General features: G+C 30.9%; 21 protein-coding genes. 10 read left to right on the top strand and 11 right to left on the bottom strand.

Annotation, left to right across the window (positions count from 1 at the left end; all coding sequences use genetic code 11):
* Positions 1–27: 27 nt before the first annotated feature.
* On the bottom strand, positions 28–1,593 hold the full coding sequence (locus Q0L44_RS11465) for a DUF4270 family protein (protein ID WP_296638725.1): 1,566 nt from the start codon (positions 1,591–1,593) through the stop codon (positions 28–30).
* Between the two features lie 8 nt (positions 1,594–1,601).
* The gene (locus Q0L44_RS11460) at positions 1,602–2,414 is read right to left on the bottom strand and encodes a glycogen/starch synthase (RefSeq protein WP_296638723.1); all 813 of its coding nucleotides are present in this window, start codon (positions 2,412–2,414) and stop codon (positions 1,602–1,604) included.
* 96 nt (positions 2,415–2,510) lie between these two features.
* On the opposite strand from Q0L44_RS11460, the gene panC reads away from it, so the two are divergent.
* From panC to radA, 4 genes are all read left to right on the top strand, one after another.
* Entirely contained in the window at positions 2,511–3,362 is an 852-nt protein-coding gene (gene panC / locus Q0L44_RS11455; RefSeq protein WP_296638721.1) for a pantoate--beta-alanine ligase, read from the top strand.
* Between the two features lie 24 nt (positions 3,363–3,386).
* Positions 3,387–3,737 carry an aspartate 1-decarboxylase gene (gene panD, locus Q0L44_RS11450; RefSeq protein WP_296638720.1) on the top strand — a complete coding sequence of 117 codons (351 nt, stop codon included), beginning with the start codon at positions 3,387–3,389 and terminating at the stop codon, positions 3,735–3,737.
* Positions 3,738–3,742: 5 nt separating this feature from the next.
* Positions 3,743–4,684 (top strand): lysylphosphatidylglycerol synthase transmembrane domain-containing protein, encoded by a 942-nt coding sequence (locus Q0L44_RS11445; protein ID WP_296638718.1) that lies wholly within the window; start codon positions 3,743–3,745, stop codon positions 4,682–4,684.
* Between the two features lie 146 nt (positions 4,685–4,830).
* Positions 4,831–6,192 carry a DNA repair protein RadA gene (radA, locus tag Q0L44_RS11440; protein ID WP_296638717.1) on the top strand — a complete coding sequence of 454 codons (1,362 nt, stop codon included), beginning with the start codon at positions 4,831–4,833 and terminating at the stop codon, positions 6,190–6,192.
* A 49-nt stretch (positions 6,193–6,241) separates the two neighbouring features.
* On the opposite strand, the gene Q0L44_RS11435 is transcribed toward radA, so the two are convergent.
* Together Q0L44_RS11435 and Q0L44_RS11430 are read right to left on the bottom strand one after the other, a co-directional pair.
* The gene (locus tag Q0L44_RS11435; RefSeq protein WP_296638714.1) at positions 6,242–6,988 is read right to left on the bottom strand and encodes a uroporphyrinogen-III synthase; all 747 of its coding nucleotides are present in this window, start codon (positions 6,986–6,988) and stop codon (positions 6,242–6,244) included.
* A 17-nt stretch (positions 6,989–7,005) separates the two neighbouring features.
* Positions 7,006–7,647, bottom strand: coding sequence for a DUF4271 domain-containing protein (locus Q0L44_RS11430; protein WP_296638712.1), 642 nt, complete (start codon positions 7,645–7,647; stop codon positions 7,006–7,008).
* An 82-nt stretch (positions 7,648–7,729) separates the two neighbouring features.
* Between Q0L44_RS11430 and Q0L44_RS11425 the strand changes: the two genes are divergently transcribed.
* Genes Q0L44_RS11425 through Q0L44_RS11415 form a run of 3 tightly spaced genes read left to right on the top strand, consistent with a single transcriptional unit; the run spans position 7,730 to position 10,254 of the window.
* Complete coding sequence (locus Q0L44_RS11425; protein WP_296638710.1) at positions 7,730–8,449, top strand: polyprenol monophosphomannose synthase; 720 nt, start codon at positions 7,730–7,732, stop codon at positions 8,447–8,449.
* A gap of 7 nt (positions 8,450–8,456) precedes the next feature.
* Positions 8,457–9,794: a dihydroorotase gene (locus tag Q0L44_RS11420; RefSeq protein WP_296638709.1), complete on the top strand. Its 1,338-nt coding sequence runs from the start codon at positions 8,457–8,459 to the stop codon at positions 9,792–9,794.
* A 1-nt stretch (position 9,795) separates the two neighbouring features.
* The gene (locus tag Q0L44_RS11415; RefSeq protein WP_296638706.1) at positions 9,796–10,254 is read left to right on the top strand and encodes a DUF4296 domain-containing protein; all 459 of its coding nucleotides are present in this window, start codon (positions 9,796–9,798) and stop codon (positions 10,252–10,254) included.
* Here the strand turns inward: Q0L44_RS11415 and Q0L44_RS11410 are convergent.
* The gene (locus tag Q0L44_RS11410; RefSeq protein WP_296638704.1) at positions 10,251–11,255 is read right to left on the bottom strand and encodes an SDR family oxidoreductase; all 1,005 of its coding nucleotides are present in this window, start codon (positions 11,253–11,255) and stop codon (positions 10,251–10,253) included. The genes Q0L44_RS11415 and Q0L44_RS11410 overlap by 4 nt on opposite strands.
* Positions 11,256–11,317: 62 nt before the next feature.
* On the opposite strand from Q0L44_RS11410, the gene tyrS reads away from it, so the two are divergent.
* Positions 11,318–12,610 carry a tyrosine--tRNA ligase gene (tyrS, locus tag Q0L44_RS11405; protein ID WP_296638702.1) on the top strand — a complete coding sequence of 431 codons (1,293 nt, stop codon included), beginning with the start codon at positions 11,318–11,320 and terminating at the stop codon, positions 12,608–12,610.
* A gap of 26 nt (positions 12,611–12,636) precedes the next feature.
* Here the strand turns inward: tyrS and Q0L44_RS11400 are convergent, their stop codons facing one another.
* The gene (locus Q0L44_RS11400; protein ID WP_296638699.1) at positions 12,637–13,611 is read right to left on the bottom strand and encodes an acyl transferase; all 975 of its coding nucleotides are present in this window, start codon (positions 13,609–13,611) and stop codon (positions 12,637–12,639) included.
* Positions 13,612–13,686: 75 nt separating this feature from the next.
* On the opposite strand from Q0L44_RS11400, the gene Q0L44_RS11395 reads away from it, so the two are divergent.
* Positions 13,687–14,082 carry a hypothetical protein gene (locus Q0L44_RS11395; protein WP_296638698.1) on the top strand — a complete coding sequence of 132 codons (396 nt, stop codon included), beginning with the start codon at positions 13,687–13,689 and terminating at the stop codon, positions 14,080–14,082.
* A gap of 22 nt (positions 14,083–14,104) precedes the next feature.
* Here the strand turns inward: Q0L44_RS11395 and Q0L44_RS11390 are convergent, their stop codons facing one another.
* On the bottom strand, positions 14,105–15,166 hold the full coding sequence (locus Q0L44_RS11390) for an isoaspartyl peptidase/L-asparaginase (RefSeq protein ID WP_296638695.1): 1,062 nt from the start codon (positions 15,164–15,166) through the stop codon (positions 14,105–14,107).
* A gap of 110 nt (positions 15,167–15,276) precedes the next feature.
* Here Q0L44_RS11390 and Q0L44_RS11385 point away from each other — a divergent pair, with 110 nt between their 5' ends.
* Positions 15,277–16,818 (top strand): aldehyde dehydrogenase family protein, encoded by a 1,542-nt coding sequence (locus Q0L44_RS11385; protein WP_296638692.1) that lies wholly within the window; start codon positions 15,277–15,279, stop codon positions 16,816–16,818.
* A 60-nt stretch (positions 16,819–16,878) separates the two neighbouring features.
* Here Q0L44_RS11385 and Q0L44_RS11380 read toward each other — a convergent pair whose 3' ends face one another.
* The 4 genes from Q0L44_RS11380 to Q0L44_RS11365 form a co-directional block, all read right to left on the bottom strand.
* On the bottom strand, positions 16,879–18,021 hold the full coding sequence (locus Q0L44_RS11380) for an ATP-binding protein (RefSeq protein WP_296638690.1): 1,143 nt from the start codon (positions 18,019–18,021) through the stop codon (positions 16,879–16,881).
* Positions 18,022–18,023: 2 nt separating this feature from the next.
* Entirely contained in the window at positions 18,024–18,890 is an 867-nt protein-coding gene (locus Q0L44_RS11375) for an aldo/keto reductase (RefSeq protein ID WP_296638687.1), read from the bottom strand.
* 1 nt (position 18,891) lies between these two features.
* Positions 18,892–19,641 carry an SDR family NAD(P)-dependent oxidoreductase gene (locus Q0L44_RS11370; protein ID WP_296638684.1) on the bottom strand — a complete coding sequence of 250 codons (750 nt, stop codon included), beginning with the start codon at positions 19,639–19,641 and terminating at the stop codon, positions 18,892–18,894.
* 167 nt (positions 19,642–19,808) lie between these two features.
* Positions 19,809–20,741 carry a hypothetical protein gene (locus tag Q0L44_RS11365; protein ID WP_296638681.1) on the bottom strand — a complete coding sequence of 311 codons (933 nt, stop codon included), beginning with the start codon at positions 20,739–20,741 and terminating at the stop codon, positions 19,809–19,811.
* Positions 20,742–20,829: the final 88 nt, after the last annotated feature.

Here is a 20,829-nt window from a genome sequence, read left to right as displayed (position 1 = left end):
TCCTTTTTCTTTTTTTTTGGGAGGGGTTTATTTATTTTTTTCTGAATACGATATTTTTAGCACTGCTTTTTTATTTCCATTAATAGGATCTTGGTTAAAAAGGGTTACCGCTCTCGGATTCCAACTTAAATTTCTAAATATTGTATCTGTAGTTGGCACATCTGAAGTATTGAAAGCCTTTATTTTTAAAGTAGGATTATAATCTGTTAACCCTAAAGCTAAGTCTGAAATATAATCTGTAATTTTAAATGTGTATTTTTCGGCTTTACCATCACTATCTGTTTCTAAAAACCCATTTATACCTCCAAAAGAAGCTTCAGAGACTGCGTCTTCTACTTGACTTAAAACAGGATTTAAGAGATCCCCATCAGTTTTATATAAGTATAATCTTTCTGGAACAGATGCTGTATCTGCAGCTTGATTAATATAAAATGTTAAAGAGGCATCATTTATAAGCCAGTCATTAGCTCTTAAAGCACTTAAGTCTGTCTGTTCTAACAAAGTTATACTACCTTCACTTCCTGCTGCTCCTTGAACTTTAATTTCATTATTATTTGGGTAGGTTTTATCTACCATATCAAAAGTATTTACACGGTACCCAGACAATAAAAAGGAATTGTTTTTACGAACCGTTCTAATAGTATCTGTTGTGCCTATTTTATAAACAGTATTTGTATAATAGACTTCGATTGATGGATTTAAGTTTGCATTTGAAGTGTTAAAATTATACGTAATTAAAGAGCCATCATTACCTGAAGCTTCTAGAATTACACCTCTAAAATAATCATTAAAAGAAGCCTGAGAACTAAATGCATCTTCATCATATTTATCTAAAAACAGCTCTTTAAAAACATCTTTATGTAAAGGAACTCTCGCAAAAGGAATAGGATTGTCGCTTGCTGCAGAACTGAAAATCTTAATAGTATCTTTTCCTACAACAGTATTGTCTATCATTCTTCTATTTACAACAAACATTGTATCGTTTAAACTTGGCGAAAAAGGAAAATTTGTTTCTACATTTAGAGGACTACCTGTCTTTTCAAAAATATCTTTAGAATTATAACTATTTATTTTTGTAGGATCTGCTGGATTAAAATTATTTAAATAAGTGTTAGACCTGTACACATTTAAAGAATAAGGTACTGATGATTTTCCAACAAGACCATCAAATTGGAAATTGCTTGTAGCATCAGAAACATCCTCTAAAGACACAGGATAAGGAAGTTTTAGAAAAACAGTATCAATTTTTGTTAAAACGGTTGTTGTATCTGTAATATCAGTATCATCAACAACTTGTAAGTTAGCATCTATAGACAATTGAGAGACAATAGAGGCAGAAATCTTTTCGTAATCTGCACTTGCGTAAACCCCTAACAAATATTGATTTATTTGCCTAGAAATATTATCTGTTTGTAACTCCTCTAAAGGACTATTATTTGCAATTACGTTTAAAAACAAATCGTTTGTTGTAAACTTTGTATTACTTATTACATTTGTATCTATGTCTGTAAAATCTGATTCACAAGAAACAATTGCAACACTTAAGTATAGAGTTGCAATTAGATATACACTCTTTTTTAGGATATTTTTCACTTCAAAAATTATTGATTGATGGATAACAAATCAGCATAAAAGTTTAAATAATCTTCTTTGAGATTTTCTTCTTGATATTCTAAAACTGGCGTTTCATTCTCGTCAATAAACGAGGTTAGTTCTTCAGCAATGGTTTCACTTCCATAAATTATTGCATCAGAATTTTCGATAGCGCTTTTTAGAATATTAGTATGATTTGGAGTTTTTAATGTAGCTATTTTTTTGTCTGATTCTAAATCAAAATTAATCTTAGCAGTTAAATCTGTATTTAAGTTTCCTTCAAAACTATTATCATATAAAGAAGTAACAATTTTACTTTCAATAAATAATGGCTCTTCCTTATAAAACTCTCTTAAATAGAGTGGTAACAAAGAGGCCATCCAACCATGAACATGAATAATATCTGGAGCCCAATTAAGTTTTTTTACAGTTTCTACAACCCCTTTTGCGAAGAAAATAGCCCTCTCATCATTATCAGAGAATAATTGATCATCTTCGTCTGTGTATACTGCTTTTCTTTTAAAATACTCTTCGTTATCTATGAAATAAACCTGCATTCTTTCTTTGGGAATAGAGGCTACCTTTATAATTAGTGGCATATCTACATCATTCACAACCAAATTCATACCAGACAAACGAATTACTTCATGTAATTGATGTCTACGCTCATTTATAACACCAAATCTAGGCATAAAAATACGGGTTTGAACCCCTTTTGAATGTGCATTTTTCGCTGCTAAAAAAGCAGTAGAAGAAAGTTCAGTCTCTGGTAGATAAGGAACAACTTCAGACGAAACAAATAATACTCTTTTGTCCTTCATGAATCAAACTCTTTTTATAAATGAGCAAAAATACAAATTTTTATGCTAATATGGTGTTAAAATGGTAAGTTTGCAACCAATTTAGCGTTATGCACTATGAAAATTTTTACAAAAAAAGCCCCTCTAGAAGCCTACCTTTCTAAAGAGAAATTAAATGGAAAAAGTATTGGCTTTACTCCTACTATGGGAGCTTTACACGAAGGGCACTTGTCTCTAATAGCAACTGCTCAGAAAAACAGTGATCTTGTTGTAGTAAGTATCTTTGTAAACCCAACACAGTTTGATAAAGAAGAGGATCTTATTAATTACCCAAAAACTTTTGAGACAGATAAAAGATATTTAGAAAATATTTCTTGTGATGTTTTATTTTACCCTGATGTAGCAGAAATTTACAAAAATGGTATTCGCTCTGAGTCATTTAATTTTGATGGATTAGATCATAAAATGGAAGGACAATTCAGGAAAGGCCATTTTAATGGTGTTGGCACCATTGTAAAGACTTTGTTTCAAATAGTAAATCCAGATACGGCATACTTTGGTCAAAAAGATTTTCAGCAATTACAAATTATCAAAAAAATGGTGAAAAACCACAACTTAAATCTAGAAATTGAAGGATGTCCTATTTTTAGAGAAAAAGATGGTTTAGCCATGAGTTCTAGAAATATTAGATTAGAAGAAAAACACAGAATAGCAGCTCCATTTATATACCAAACATTAAAAGAGGCACAACATCAATTTTTAAAAGACACCCCCAATGAGGTAAGTTTAAGAGTAACAGAGCAATTTAAAAATCATCCTCTCTTAGAACTGGAATACTTTACAATTGCCGAGGAAGAAACACTAGAAACAATAAAAACAAAAGAAAACAACAAAAAATACAGGGCTTTTATAGCTGTTTTTGCAGGGAATATTCGCCTAATTGACAACATTAAATTAAAGCATTCCTAACTAAAAAAGTATTATTTTTGTAGCATGTTAGTACAGGTAGTAAAATCTAAAATCCACCGCGTAAAAGTTACAGGTGCAGATTTAAATTATATAGGAAGCATAACCATAGATGAAGATCTTATGGATGCTGCAGGAATTATTGAAGGAGAACGCGTACAAATTGTAAACAACAACAATGGAAACCGTTTAGAAACTTATGCTATTCCTGGACCAAGAGGAAGTGGAGAAATTACTTTAAACGGAGCTGCATCACGTTTAGTAGCTGTAGGAGATGTTTTAATTCTAATTGTATATGCTTTTATGGAGTTAGAAGAGGCTAAAAAGTTTAAACCCTCTTTGGTTTTTCCTAATGAAAAAGACAACACCCTTACTTAAATCACTTGAATATAAAAAAGACATTAAAAACAATACTCCTTCTTATTTTAGGAGGTGTTTTAGTTTGGTATTCTGTTTCTAAAATTTCTTTACCCATTTTAGTTTCCTATTTTAAAGAAGCCAATTATAGCTGGATTCTTCTAGGGCTGTTTTTCGGTATATTAAGCCATTTATCCAGAGCTTATAGATGGAAGTTTATGCTAGCTCCTTTAGGTTATAAACCTAGCTATACCAATAGTGTTTTAGCTGTTCTAATCGGTTATTTAGTAAATTTGGCATTACCAAGAGCAGGAGAAGTTTCTAGAGCTATAGTATTAAAAAACTACGAAAACATCCCTTTCGAAAAAGGATTTGGTACTATTGTAGCTGAGCGAATAGCAGATTTAATAATGATGCTTGCTATAGTGGTAATAACCTTATTTGTGCAATATGATTTTATTTTTAATCTACTAACCAACAACTTTAATCCAACAAAAATTGGTGTTGGAATTCTTTTACTAATTATTGGGTTCTTCACGTTTTCCTCTTTTGTTAAAAAAGCAAAATCAGGTATACTTTTAAAAATAAAAACATTTATTTCAGGATTAATTGAAGGAGCAACTAGCATCTTTAAAATGAAAAACAAATGGGCTTTTATTTTTCATACTGTTTTTATTTGGACGATGTACGTTGCCATGTTTTGGGCCACAATACCCTCAATAGAAGGATTAATAGTTCCTTTTGGAGGTATTTTAATTGGTTTTATAGCTGGTGGATTTGCCATAGCAGCAACAAACGGAGGAATTGGTTTATATCCTATTGCTGTAGCTGGAGCCTTAGCTTTGTTTGATATTCCCACAGAACCTGCAACCGCTTTTGGGTGGATTATGTGGACAGCGCAAACTGTTATGGTTATTATTTTTGGTGGCCTGGCCTTTTTACTATTGCCAATTGTAAATAAGAAGTGATTTTTTAGCATCCCTTTAAAGTAGTAATTTCCTAATTCCTTTTTTTAATTTGATACTCAATGATTAGATTAACTATTTTAAGGTTTATATAAATCCATACTCATTTTTACTTTGTAACTTTACTTTTCTAAAATTTACAATCAAAAATGGCTAAAACTAAAACAACTTTTTTCTGTCAAAATTGTGGAACACAACACGCAAAATGGGTAGGCCAATGTGGTGCTTGTAAAGAATGGAACACTATTGTTGAAGAAGTAGTTCTAAAAGAAGAAAAACGTGTTTGGAAACAAGATACAACTGCCAAGCAGACTATTAATAAGCCTTTAAAAATTGAAGATATTCAACTAAATCCAGAAGAAAGAGTTGTAACTAATAATAATGAATTAGACACTGTTTTAGGTGGTGGTTTAGTAAAAGGTTCTGTTACGCTTTTAGGAGGTGAACCAGGAATTGGAAAATCGACTTTATTATTACAAGTTGCATTAAATATAAGTCAAAAAGTATTGTATGTTTCTGGTGAAGAAAGTCAGTCTCAAATAAAAATGAGAGCAGAGAGATTAGATGCTAAAAATTCTAATTGTTTAATTCTTACAGAAACAAACACACAACAAATTTTTAAAAACATAGAAGCAACAGAACCTGAAGTTTTAGTCATTGACTCTATACAAACCTTACACACAAATGCTATTGAAGCTTCTCCAGGAAGTATTTCTCAAATTAGAGAGACCTCTGCAGAATTGATAAAGTTTGCGAAAGAAACAGCAACACCGGTTTTGTTAATTGGTCATATTAATAAAGAAGGAAATATTGCTGGCCCAAAAATATTAGAACACATGGTTGATGTTGTTTTACAGTTTGAGGGCGATAGAAACCATACCTATCGAATTTTAAGAAGTCAGAAAAATAGATTTGGTTCTACTTCAGAATTGGGAATTTATGAAATGCTTTCTGATGGTTTACGAGAAATATCAAATCCGTCAGAAATTCTAATCTCTAAAAAAGATGCTGATTTAAGCGGAACAGCAATAGCATCTACCTTAGAAGGAATTAGACCACTAATGATAGAAATTCAAGCATTAGTTTCTACGGCTGTTTACGGAACTCCACAAAGATCTACAACAGGTTATAATCTAAAAAGATTAAACATGTTATTAGCCGTTTTAGAAAAAAGAGCGGGTTTTAAATTAGGAGCAAAAGATGTCTTTTTAAATATTACAGGAGGTATTAATGTAGATGATCCTGCTATAGATTTAGCTGTTGTTGCTGCTATTTTATCCAGCAACCAAGATATTGCTATTAACCCAAACGTTTGTTTTGCTGCAGAAGTGGGTTTGGCAGGAGAAATAAGACCTGTTTCAAAAATTGATCAACGTATTTTGGAGGCAGAAAAATTAGGATACAAGAGTTTTATAGCCTCAAAATTCAATAAAATTTCTTCAAAAAACCACAACATTAAATTAGTATTAGTAGGTAAAATAGAGGAAGCTTTTGCAACACTGTTTGCCTAAAAAAACCAAGCAAAAATGCTTGGTTTTGAATTCTAAATTTAAAAGAAGATTATTTTTTGTTTGCTAATTTTATGTACTTTTCTAACGCCATTGTCATAGATGGTGTTTCTCTAGAAGGAGCAACAATATCACACTTTAAACCAGCGTCGGTTACAGCCTTTACAGTAGAAGGTCCAAAAGCAGCTATTCTTGTATCATTTTGTTTAAAATCTGGAAAGTTTTTTAACAAAGACTCTATACCAGAAGGACTAAAAAATACTAAAATATCATAAAAAACATTCTCTAAATCAGACAAATCACTTACGACAGTTCTGTATAAATCTGCCCTTGTCCAAGCAATACCTAACTTATTTAATTCATCTGGAATTAACGGTTTCAATTTATCTGAAGAAGGCAGCAAAAATTGTTCGGATTTGTGCTTTTTTATCAATTTTGTTAACTCAGGAAACGTTCTGTTACCAACATAAATTTTACGTTTTCTATACACAACATACTTCTGTAAATAGTAAGCTACAGCCTCAGATTGGCAAAAATACTTCATAGAATCCGGAACTTTAAAACGCATTTCTTCTGCTGTTCTAAAAAAGTGGTCTACAGCGTTTCTACTGGTTAATATGATTGCAGAAAATTTGCTTAAGTCTATTTTTTGAGCTCTTATTTCCTTTACAGAAATACCTTCAACGTGTATAAAAGATCTAAAATCAATCTTTACTTTTTGTTTGTCAGATAAATCAAAATATGGAGATGTTTCTGTCTTAGGAGCTGGTTGGGAAACCAGTATAGTTTTCACTTTCATTTGCTTTCAATTTTGTTTTAAAACATCAATTTCAACAGTATAAATAGCGGAGCTATTTCAAAGGCGCAAATGTACAAAATAAAATAAAACAACTTATTAAAAATCAGCTTTTTATTTCTAAGTAGAAAAAACAAAAATCGAACTGAAAAAAGAAGAACAGAAAAATAGAATACAACTAAAGGATGTATTTCTGTGTACTCATAAAAAATTAATAAAATAAAAAGAATAAAGGAAATGGAATGCAAGTAATGCGCTTTTGTATTTAAAAAAGTACGTAACTGCTTTTTCAATAAAAACAACCTTACCAAAGCAAACTCTAAAACTTTTTTGGCTATAAAATAACAAAAAACAAAACTATAAATCGAGAGAAATGAAGCAACCGTAATTTTATTGTTCACTTGTATGTATTGTTGAAAATAAAAAAGTAATAAGGCTATGGAAAGTGAAGAAAACAAAAACATTACTACCTCAAAAAGATTTATAAGAACCTTGCTTCCTTCTGAGTCTTGCTCTAAAAAAGAAAAATTGAAAAGTTTGTAAAAACGCTCAGTTAATTTTTGAGCGTTCAATAATTTTAAAAACACAATACACCCAAATAAAGCAATTAAAATAATTGTTATCCAATAGTTTGAAGTTATAATTTTATCTATGCCTTGCAAATAGCTTTCATTTAAGATAGTTACAACAAAATTAGTAATTAAAAAACGTATATTTGCCTTATTACTAGATGAAAAATAGTTTATGTCTGATGCCTTAGTAATAATACCTACTTACAACGAAAAAGAAAATATAGAAGCCATTATTGAAGCTACTTTTAGCCAAAAAAAAACCTTTCATATTTTAATTGTAGATGACAACTCTCCTGACGGAACAGGCTCTTTAGTTCAGCTACTCATGGAAAAATTTCCTAATCAATTATTTTTAGAGAGTAGAGCCAAAAAAAATGGTTTGGGAAAAGCATATATCCATGGTTTTAAATGGGCCTTAAAAAGAGGGTATGACTACATCATTGAAATGGACGCAGATTTTTCTCATAACCCTAAAGACTTAATATTACTGTATGAGGAGTGTAAAAAAGATGGTGCAGATGTCACAATTGGATCTAGATATTCTAAAGGAGTAAATGTTGTAAACTGGCCAATGAAAAGAGTTTTACTTTCTTATTTTGCCTCTAGATATGTTCGGCTAATTACTAGGCTTCCAGTTTTTGACGCTACTGCTGGCTTTGTGTGTTGGCGGAAAGAAGTATTAGAAACCATTAAATTAGATAAAATTAAATTTGTTGGCTATGCTTTTCAAATTGAAATGAAATTTAAAGCCTGGAAACACAAGTTTAACATAAAAGAAGTTTCTGTAATTTTTACAGACCGAACCTTAGGAGAATCAAAAATGAGTAGCAACATTATTTCTGAGGCACTATTTGGAGTTATTAAAATGAAATTAAAAGGGTTACCTAAATAAAAAAGGCATGAGTATTTATTTAATTAAAAAAGCAAAAATTGTAAATGAGAACAGTACTTTTTTAGGTGATGTTTTAATTGAAAATGAAATCATAAAAAAAATTTCTGAAAGCATTCCTGCTCCAGATAATGCAGAAATTATAGATGCAAATGGTAAAACTTTAATACCTGGTTTTATAGACGATCAAGTACATTTTAGAGAACCTGGACTAACTCATAAAGCAAATATTGCTACAGAAACTAGAGCTGCTATTGCTGGTGGAATTACCACTTTTATAGAAATGCCAAATACAGTACCGCAAGCTACTACTCAAGAATTATTGGAAAATAAATTTAAAATTGCAGCTAAAGACTCATATGCCAACTATTCATTTATGTTTGGGGGTACTAATGATAATTTAGAAGAACTGCTAAAAACAGATCCTAAAAAAGTTGCTGGAATTAAATTATTCTTAGGTTCTTCGACAGGTAATATGTTAGTAGATAATGAAGCCGTTTTAGAAAAGATATTTTCATCAACAAAAATGATTATTTCTGTACATTGTGAGGATGAGGCTACCATTAAAAAAAATACTAAAGACTATATAGAAAAATATGGAGATGATATTCCTATGAAATACCATCCAATTATTAGAAGCGAAGAAGCTTGCTATTTATCTTCATCTAAAGCTATAGAACTTGCAAAAAAAACTGGCGCACGTTTACATATATTCCATTTATCTACAGAAAAAGAAACACACCTTTTTAGAAATGATATTCCATTAGAAGAAAAACAAATTACAGCAGAAGTTTGTATTCATCATTTATGGTTTTCAGACAAAGATTATGCAGAAAAAGGAACTCATATTAAATGGAATCCTGCTGTAAAAACAGAGGAAGACAGACAAGGTTTATGGAAAGCATTATTAGATGACAGAATTGATGTTTTAGCTACAGATCATGCACCTCACACACTAGAGGAAAAAGACAATGTATACACAAAAGCACCAAGTGGAGGCCCATTAGTGCAACATGCTGTTACTGCCATTTTAGAAAAGGTAAAAGAAGGCGTAATTCCTATTGAAAAAGCCGTTGAAAAAATGAGTCATAATCCTGCTAAATTATTTCAAATAGAAAAAAGAGGTTTCATTAAAGAAGGTTATTATGCAGATTTAGTGCTGATAGATACCAATAAATCACAAACGGTTACTAAAGAGAATGTATTGTACAAATGTGGTTGGTCTCCTTTTGAAGGCACTACTTTTTCATCGACCATAACTCACACTTTTGTAAATGGAAATTTAATGTTTAATGAAGGTGAAATTAATGAAAGCATAAAAGGAAAACGCGTTACTTTTAATAGATAATATGAAAAAACTGAGCTACCTATTAGCCTTTCTAATTCTAGGTTCTTGTACTAGTAATACAATTTTTGAGAAGCCTACAGACCTTATTTCAAAAGACACCATGAGTCTTTTGGTTCAAGAAATGATGATTGCTTCTTCTGCAACCTATATTAAGAATAAAAATATGGAAAGGAATATGAACTACATGCCTCTAGTTTATGAGCGCTTTCAAATAGATAGTGTTCGATTTCAAACTTCTAATTTATATTACATCTCTAAAATTGATGAGTATAAATTAATTTTTGAGGATGCTAAAAACAGTCTGAAAAAACAAAAAGCTTACTTTGATAATATTAAAAACACTAAAGATTCTTTACGATTAGATTCTATTAAAAGAAATAAAGAGTTGAAAAAAGATTTAGATAGTGTTCGCAAAGCAATAAAACTAATTGACTCTATTCCTAAAAAAATAAAGAATTAATCTTTAGTATAATTTCTAGTAATTCTTTGAATTGAAGTATCTACAGCTTCAAATTGATAATCTAGTGCATGAATTACTTTTTGAGAAGAATACTTTGTAATATTATGTGCACTTTTCGCTGAATATTTAGTCAATAAAGGTGCAACTCCATTAATTTTAGAAACAAACCAAGAAATTCGCCAAGCAATTTGTGTATGCCAGGTTTTTACTTTTTTGTAGGGTCTTTTTTTACCAAAAGCGTCAGCAATACTAAAAAAAACATCTTTAAAAGATTTGTTTTCAGAAACCAATATAAATCGTTCGTTTTTAACTGAAGATTGCATCAATTGAATCATAGGTTTTACAACATCTTGTACAGCAACAAAACCTGTAATACCCTCTGTATAATATTTAAATCCGTTATAAACTTGGGTAAATAATTTTCCTGAACCAGCATTCCAAAAACCACTCCCTAAAATTACACCAGGATTAACAATAACAACATCCACTCCTTCTTGGCTGGCTCTCCAAACTTCCATTTCTGCACCAAATTTGGTAATGGAATAACCACTGTTATCTTGCTCTTTATTCCACTCACATTCTTCATCTACCAAATAATTACCCTGAATAGCATCGCCAACAGAAGCAATAGAGCTTACAAAGCAAAACTTTTTAACCTTTGCATCTATAGCCAAATTAACTAAAATGGCTGTACCATGTATATTTACTTTACGCATTTCTCTATAATCTTTAGGATTAAAAGAAATTAAAGCTGCACAATGAAAAACGTATTTAATATCTGCAAAAGCGGGTTTCATAGAAGGCACATCTGTAATATCTGCCTTAAACCATTTTATTTTAGAGAATAACTTTACATCTGAAGTGTAATAAGAAAAGACTTTTTTTACTTTTTTTAGAGATGCTTCAGTTCTGTAAATCGCCCTTATTTTATCATTATTTACACTTAAATGATACAATAAATGCGAACCAACCAAACCAGTACCTCCAGTAACTAAAATCATACTACGAATTTAGCATATTTTGGTTGATAAAGTTATATTTGCCAACTGATAAATTGATTACAATGAAGAATTTTATTGAAGAATTACAATGGAGAGGAATGTTACATGATAGCATGCCAGGAACTGAAGAACATTTGTTAGAAGAAATGAGAAGTGCTTATGTAGGTTTTGATCCTACAGCAGATTCTTTACATATTGGAAATTTAGTACCTATTATGTTATTAGCTCATTACCAGAGATGTGGTCATAGACCCATTGCTTTAGTGGGTGGCGCAACAGGTATGATTGGAGATCCTTCAGGAAAATCTGCAGAACGTAATTTATTAGATGAAACTACACTAAGACATAACCAAGAATGTGTGAAAGCACAATTAGGACATTTCTTAGACTTTACATCAGATGAAAAGAGTGCGGCTATTTTAGTAAACAACTATGATTGGATGAAAGACATCTCTTTCTTGGAATTTATTAGAGATATTGGTAAGCACATCACCGTAAATTACATGATGGCTAAAGATTCTGTAAAAAACAGAATTAGCTCTGAATCTAAAGACGGAATGTCTTTTACAGAATTTACGTATCAGATGGTGCAAGGGTACGATTTCTTGCATTTATTTAGAGAGAATAGTACTACGATTCAGATGGGTGGGTCAGATCAATGGGGAAATATAACTACAGGAACAGAGCTAATTCGTAGAATAGGAAATGGAAAAGGCTATGCCATAACTTGCCCATTAATTACTAAATCTGATGGTTCTAAATTTGGTAAATCAGAAGGTGGAAATGTTTGGTTAGATGCCAATAGAACATCACCATACAAATTTTACCAATATTGGCTAAATACTTCTGATGAAGATGCTGAAAAATATATTAAAATCTTTACATTCTTAGACAAAGACACCATAGACTCTTTAGTTGCTGAACACGCAGAAGTACCTCATACAAGAATTTTACAAAAACGTTTAGGAGAAGAAGTTACAGTGCTTGTGCATGGTAGAGAAGAATATGAAAAAGCAATTAAAGCTTCTAATATTTTATTTGGAAAATCTACAGCATCTGACTTAAAATCTTTAGATGAAAAAACCTTATTAGATATTTTTGATGGAGTGCCACAAGCAACGGTAGCTGCATCTTTAGTAGAAAATGGTTTAGATATGATTGCTGCTTTAGCTGCAGAAACTAACTTTTTAAAATCTAATGGAGAAGCTAGGAGAGCTTTAAAAGAAAATGCAATTTCTATTAACAAAGAAAAAGTTAAAGAAGATTTTGTAATTACAAAAGAAGATCTAATCGATAAAAAATATGTGCTTTTACAAAAAGGTAAAAAAAACTATTACCTATTAATTGTAGCCTAATATATTCTAGTCATTGAGTTTGTAGTTTACAACACCATTAAATTACATCCTCTAATATCAGAATTGTCAAATCTTCCAATAATTTCGAAAGTATTGTTATTGTAAACTTTACCTAAATCTTGTGTGGCAATAAATGAGCACGAATTATAATTGGCCAAATCAATTACGTTAATACCACCTGTTTTGCCTTTATCTAGAATAGTTAGAGCTTCTTCTGTATCTCTAGTTAAAATCTTCATCCAAGGTGGTGTTTCAAAAATTCCATTTCCTTTAGAATAACCTTGACTTAAAAGCTCTGTCATTCCATATTCAGAATGAATTTCCTTTACTGCAAACCCTTTTGACAAAATAGCATGCAGTTCACTTCTAATCAATTCTTTTCGTCTACCTTTCATACCACCAGTTTCCATAATTGTGGTGTTTTTTAAGTTAAACTGATATTTTTCTACCAAATCTAACAACGCAAAAGAAACACCTATTAGTAAAATCTTTTGACCACTTTTATCTAATTTAATTAGTTTCTGGGCTAAATCGTCTAAATTATTCAAGTAAAAGCCACTTTCAGCATTTTTTGATTTCTGAATTAAATCATTCACCATATATACCAAAGAAGAACCTTTTCTTTCTAAATAATTGGGCAATAATGCCAATACAACATAATCCTTAATATCACCATAAAAGTGGTGAAAACCTCTTAAGTAACTTTCTTCGTAAAGAGCAACATCTGTAACTAAATGCTTGCTAGTTATGCTTCCTGTTGTGCCAGAACTTGTGAATTCTTGTTGAATTTCTTCTGTTGATGATAAAACATTTCTTGTTTTAAAAAACTGAATGGGTAAAAAAGGAATGTCTTCTACTTTAATAACATCTGATGGATGAACATACAGAAGATCGCAAAAAGAACGGTACACTTTATTATTTTTAAATTGGTGTTTAAAAACATGTAAAGCATTTTTTGTAAATTGCTTTTCGGATTGTATATTAAATAAATCGTTTTTCATTTTATGAAAACAAAAATAGCACTTAATAGAAAAAACTGCTATAATTTTAATTGGAAACTTAAAAAGTACTTCTCTATGAAAAAATTATTCCTCTTTGTTACCTTGCTTTGTGTTATGGCTTGTAGTGAAGAAGCATCTCTTTTTAGGGGAACAACATTCCCTATAGACGAAGCCATTACTCCTGCTCGTTTCACGTACAGAACATCAGATACTATTGTATTAAAATATACCTTACCCAACAGTTGTTTTTCTTTTAAAGGACTTTATTATTCAAAAGAAAGAAATACAAGAGTTTTAGCAATTGACGGTATTGAAGATTTAGCATCAGCCTGTAGCCAAGAAAATATTAAAAAAGAAATAAGACTACCAATTCATGTCTTACAAGAAAAAGACTACGTATTTAAATTTTACAAAGGCAAAGATACGGAAGGCAACGCTATTTTTGATGAAATTGTAGTTCCTGTAGATTAATATGATCGATTTGGTATCAAAATTATTCTTTATAAATTTTAATAATCAATTCTCCTTGATCATCCATAGACGCTCTATACATTCCTGCTGTGTTAAACTCAAAGGCCATATTTCCATTATTATCTAAAGCAATAACACCTCCTGTACCACCAAGTTTGGTTAATTTATTTTGAATTACATTTTGCGTAGCTTCTTTTAAGGTTTTTTGTTGATATTCCATTTGAGCAGAAATATCGTAAGCTACCTGGCTTCTTATAAAATACTCACCCCAACCTGTAGAGGAAACTCCACAAGTTAAGTTATTTGCATAAGTACCTGAACCAATTATTGGCGCGTCACCAATTCTACCCCATCTTTTATTAGTCATACCACCTGTAGAAGTACCTGCAGCTATATTACCATCTTTGTCTAAAGCCACACAACCAACTGTTCCAAACTTTGCATTTTTTATATCAGCATCATAAAAAGCTGCTGTCTTATCATCATGATCTAATTCTGTTTTTTCTCTTTCTTTAATTCGCTCTAAAGATTTAAATCTTCTTTCTGTATAAAAGTAACTTGGATCAACAATTTCCAATCCGTTTTCTTTTGCAAATGTTGATGCTCCTTTTCCTGAAAGCATTACATGCTCTGAGTCTGTCATAACTTTAATCGCTAATTCTATAGGACTTTTAACATCAGTAACACCTGCAACTGCACCCGCATTTAATGTTTTACCATCCATAAAAGAAGCGTCTAATTCGTTGGTTCCTGCATTAGTAAATACAGCACCTTTACCAGCATTAAATAATGGCGATTCTTCCATTATTTGAATTGTTTTCATCACAGCTTCTTGGCTTGTTCCTCCATTTTTTAAAATGGAATGCCCAACCTTAATTGCTTCTTCTAATTTGGCTTTATATTCTGCTTCTTTTTCATCAGACATGTTTTTCTTTAAAATCGTTCCAGCTCCTCCATGAATTATAATCGCAAAATCATTAATTTTTTCTTGTTGATTTGCTAACACATTGGTGGTGTTTTCAGTGGTTGTATTACAACCTATAAATAAGGTTAAAAAAGCAAATAAAAGCGTGATTTTTTTCATTTAATCGTTATATTTTAAACAAATAACATTGTTTTTGTTAATTTTTTATGTGTATGTTTTTATTCGTAAATTCGTAACTCGAATGTAAACAACTAAAATTAAACTACAAAATGACAAATTTTGGAATAACTGAAGTATTACAACAACTTGGTTTAAAAGAAATAAACGAAGGTACCTCTACTGGTTCTAATAACTTTTCTAATGGAGAACTAATTCAGTCTTATTCACCTGTAAATGGTGAATTAATTGGTAGCGTTAAAACAACCACTAAAGAAGACTATGAAAAAGTTATTACAACTGCTTCAGAGGCATTTTTAACTTGGAGAGATATTCCTGCGCCTCAAAGAGGAGAAATTGTGCGTCAATTTGGAAATAAATTAAGAGATTTAAAAGAGCCATTAGGTAAATTAATTTCTTATGAAATGGGAAAATCTTTGCAAGAAGGTTATGGAGAGGTTCAAGAAATGATTGATATCTGTGATTTTGCAGTCGGTTTATCTCGTCAATTAAATGGCCAAACAATTCCTTCTGAAAGACCAGGTCATGTTATGAGAGAGCAATGGCATCCAATAGGAGTTGTTGGTATTATATCTGCATTTAATTTTCCTGTTGCTGTTTGGGCTTGGAATACGGCTTTGGCCTGGATTTGTGGTGATGTTTGTATTTGGAAAGCCTCTGAAAAAGCACCTTTATGTGCTGTTGCTTGTCAAAATATAATTGTAGCAATTCTAAAAGAAAATAATTTACCAGAAGGTATTTCTTGTATTATTAATGGTGATTATAAAGTGGGAGAAATGATGACTACTGATTCTAGAATTCCTTTAATTTCCGCTACAGGATCTACAAGAATGGGTAGAATTGTGGGTGCAACAGTTGCTGAACGTTTTGGAAAATCTTTATTAGAATTGGGTGGAAATAATGCCATAATTATTACACGAACTGCAGATTTAAAAGTGGTGGTTCCTGGAGCCGTTTTTGGTGCTGTTGGTACTTGTGGACAAAGATGTACATCTACTAGAAGATTAATTATTCACGAAGCTGTGTATGATAAAGTACGTGATGCAATTGTTAGTGCTTACCAACAGATAAAAATAGGTAATCCTTTAGATGAAAATAATCATATTGGACCATTAATTGATCATGATTCTGTGAAAACCTATTTAGCTGCTATTGAAAAAGCAAAAGCTGAAGGTGGAAATGTGTTGGTTGAAGGTGGTGTTTTAGAAGGTGAAGGTTATGAAAGTGGTTGCTATGTAAAACCAGCAATTATTGAAGCAAAAAATCATTTTGAAATTGTACAGCATGAAACTTTTGCACCAATTTTATATTTGATGAAATATACAGGAGGAGTAGAAAATGCAATTGCAAAACAAAATGGAGTTGCTCAAGGTTTATCTTCTGCAATTATGACCAATGAACTAAAAGAAGCTGAAAAATTCTTGTCTTATGCTGGTTCAGATTGTGGAATTGCAAATGTAAATATCGGAACTTCTGGCGCAGAAATTGGTGGTGCTTTTGGTGGTGAAAAAGAAACTGGTGGAGGACGTGAATCTGGCTCTGATGCTTGGAAAGTGTATATGCGTAGACAAACAAATACCATTAATTATTCTGATGAATTACCTTTAGCACAAGGAATTAAATTTGACCTCTAAGAGGCTTTAATTATTCATAAATAGTATAAGAGCCCAACTTAAAAAGTTGGGCTCTTATATTTAATTATATTTCACTTTTCTAATCACTCTCATTGCTTCTTTATACTTTATATAGGTAGTTTTATCCTCTAAATTTTTAATGTAATATTTGGCTTTTCTAAGTAAATCTGGTACGTCTAAAAATCCGTTTAAATAACAAAGTAAATAATTAGAAGGTAACCTAAAAACATCTTCGTGTTCTATAACTGAAAGTGGAGTATCATTATTAATTTTAGCTACTATTTTATTGCAATTTGTATAAATATGATTGATGATATTTGCATCATATTTTGGTGGCTGAAACAAAAACTCTTTTACTATATGATGTTTACCATTATCTTTGAAGTCAATAATTGTTTTTTCTAAAGGGTAATGGCTCTCATATTTATCTAAACCCAACAAAATGTATTCTGTAATTATAAATGATTTTTGATTGTAAGAAATTTGAACATCATCTAAAGCAGAAAAAAACAGACGAACTTGCTCATTAATCAATTCTATGTCTACCCTAGAGTAAAAGCTTTCTGAGTTGATTGTTTTTTGTTCACCTGCCCAACACAATACAAATTGTTCGTAAAAAACTTTGTATTGAGGATTGTATTTTTTCTTATGGTTATTTATAAAATCAAAAACTCCATCTAATGTAAGTTCTATATTATTTCCAGCATTTTTTTCTACAGATGCTACAACAAATTTATTAGTATTTTTTAGTTCAAAATTATCGCCAGAAAAAGGAATAGAGTTACTACCTCTTCTATAGAATATACTTTCTTTAGGGTATTTCCATGCATTTTTTAAAAGTGAAGTTACCTTTTTATTTGGATAAACTGTAACCAAACCAATCACCTTGTGACGAGGTAAACTAGGAAAAGGAACGTTTTCATATTCAATTTTTGGCGGATTTTTTAAGTACGCATTTACCAAATTCTGGATTTTGCTATCATCAAAAAAATCGACACCAACTATTTTATTCTCCTCATCTTCTACGCCAATTACGATATAAGAATTGTTTTCTGGATTTGAGTTAGACAAAGCACAAATATGTTTTAAAAATTTGGCTTTTCCTTCTTTTGAGCCTAAAGATAATTTTTGCTTTTTATCATAAAAACTATTCTCATCATTATGTGAGAGTAGATTTTTAATCAATAAGCGTTTATTTATCATTTTTAGGCTACTTCTTGTCCATTACTTGCTTCTAACATTATAAACCAATCTTCCAGTTGTAAATTAATTTCTAAGGCTTTATTTGCATTCAAAATTCGGTCTTTATTTGTGGTGCCAATAACTGGAGCAACTTTTGCAGGATGTTTAAATAACCAAGCTAATAAAAGCACATCATTTGTGCAATTGTATTTTTTTGAGAGTCGTTTTAAAACCTCTTTTATTCTTTTTGTTTGTTGAGTTTCTTCTCTAAAAACGCTTCCTAGAGGACTCCAACTCATAGGTTGTATTTTTTTCTGTAACATTTGGTCTAAAGTACCATTTGTCATGGCTGAATTTTGTGTTAGAGAAAATTCAATCTGATTTACATCAACAGCAATATGATCTGCAATTAAATCTACTTGACTTGGTGTAAAATTAGAAACTCCAAAATTGATGATTTTCCCATCGTTTTTTAAACTTGATATTGCTTCTGCAATTTCTTCAGGATGCATTAATGCACTTGGTCTATGCAGTAAAAAAGCATCTAAATAATCTGTTTTTAAATTTTTTAAAGATTGCTCTACACTCCAAATTATATAATCTTTGCTGTAATTATAGTGTTTAACTTTATTATCTCTTGTTTCTACAGGATTCTGAATTCCGCATTTTGTAATTAACTGTATTTTTTCTCTATCGATCTTACTCGTCTCAAAAGCCGCTCCAAATTCAGCTTCTGTAGTGTAAGCTCCATACAAATCTGCATGATCAAAAGTGGTATTCCCATTTTCTACGCAAAACTGAATCATTTCTGTAGCTTCTTGGGTTGAGAACTGTTTACCCCATTTGCCCCAAGACATGCATCCAATTATGATTGTTGATATTGATTTCATTCTAATTTTTGTTAATCATTGTAGCACTTGCTTGCGCTGTTGGGTATACAATTAAATCCTCAATATTTACATGATAAGGTCTTGTAACCACAAAGTTTATAATATCTGCAATATCTTCTGCTTGTAAGGCTTTATATCCAGAATAAACTGTTTTAGCTCTTTCTAAATCTCCTTTAAAACGAACATCAGAAAATTCTGTCTCTACTAAACCAGGATGAATTGCAGAAACTCTAATATTATAATCGTTTAAGTCTAAACGCATAGATTTATTTAAAGCGTTTACAGCAAACTTTGATGCGCAATATACATTTCCATTCTTATACACATCTTTACCTGCTATAGAACCAATATTTACAATAAAACCAGAGTTGTTATTGATCATAATAGGTAAAATGGCTTTGGTAACATACAACAAACCTTTTACGTTAATATCTAACATAGCATCCCAATCATCTATACTACCTTCTTGAATGGTAGCTAATCCATGAGCATTACCTGCGTTATTAATTAAGATATCTATGTTTTTGAAGTTTTCTGGTAAAGATGCAATTGCAGTTTGTACATCTTCTTTTTTGGAAACATCAAACTGTAATGTTGTTACATCTGTTAGCCTACTTAATTCAGCCTGAAGTTTTTCTAACCTTTCCGTTCTTCGTCCACAAAGAATTAATTTGATATTATTTTTTGCAAAAAGCTCTGCTGTAGCTTTTCCTATTCCTGATGTTGCACCTGTAATAAAAGCTGTTTTCATTTTTTAAATTTGGTTCATTAAAAATAGGAAAACTAGAGGTTTGCTTTCTTTTTTAGGAGATATAATTTTCATCAATTATTAACAAAGAAAAAGTCACCCTCTTCAGGGTGACTCCTCTTTCAATTGGTTGTATAAAAACAACCAATCAAAAATCAACTAACCAAACTTTATTTTAAAATTCTTCTGTTCTTTACTTTCCTCTTTATAATGGTACGTTTTCTATTGCTATTTCTTACAATATCCTTCGCACTTTTAACAGATTCTTCACTTTTCTTGAATTGTATAAATCCTCTTCCTGAAAAGTAGTATGATGTTTCTGAATTATAATGATATAAACTTACGCTACCATCATTAATAACGTTTAATTCGAACTCTTCTATATCTCCGTAATAATAATTCAGTGTTAAAATTTTTAAGTCTTCAAAACCTGTTACATCAAAGACTTCATAACTCCCAAGATAGTTCCAATTAATATTATCAACTTGTTTGCCAAAGTCATCCTGAGAACTTCTAAAAGTTGTTAAATTTTCTGGTGTAAACTCAAGGTAATTTTCATCATCAAAAGCATTTGGAGCACCACCTGTTGCAGTTACTTTTTCCCAAGCTAAATACTCTTGTAAAAAGTATTCTATATTTTCATAAAATAGCTTATCGTAATCAAAGGTATTTACATTATAGCCTACTAAAAGGTAGCTTACATTTTGTCTAAAATTATACAATTCTATTTCATTATCTGATAAAATAGTCAACTCAAAATCGTTTACTCCATCTAAATCATGATTGGTAGCCAATAGACCATTAAAAGTTCCATAAGTACCCACATCAATTCCTAAACCATTTCCTGTTCTTCCAATATCTACAATATTATTGTTAGCATATAGAATACCATTTAAAAATGATAGTGTGAATGCTCTAGAAACATAAGGAATATCTCCTGTTCCTGTGGTTCTATGATAATCTACATACCATAAATCATAGCTAGAAACAACTTCGTCTACAGTAGGTTGATAGTCTACAAAACCATCGTCATAAATTGTTGTACAAGCACTTAAAAGTGTACCTGTAATAATAATCGTGAATAGTAGTTTTAGCGTTTTCATAAGCCTTCTGTTTTATAGTTATGCTTATGAATATTCAAATTACGTGCCAAAAAAATAAATCAAGAAACAAAAAAATATAATAATTTGT

The organism is Polaribacter sp. (assembly GCF_024639685.1).
Taxonomy (GTDB): Bacteria; Bacteroidota; Bacteroidia; order Flavobacteriales; family Flavobacteriaceae; genus Polaribacter.
Note: the sequence above shows the minus strand (reverse complement) of the source record. Positions and strands in the feature narration are given on the sequence as shown.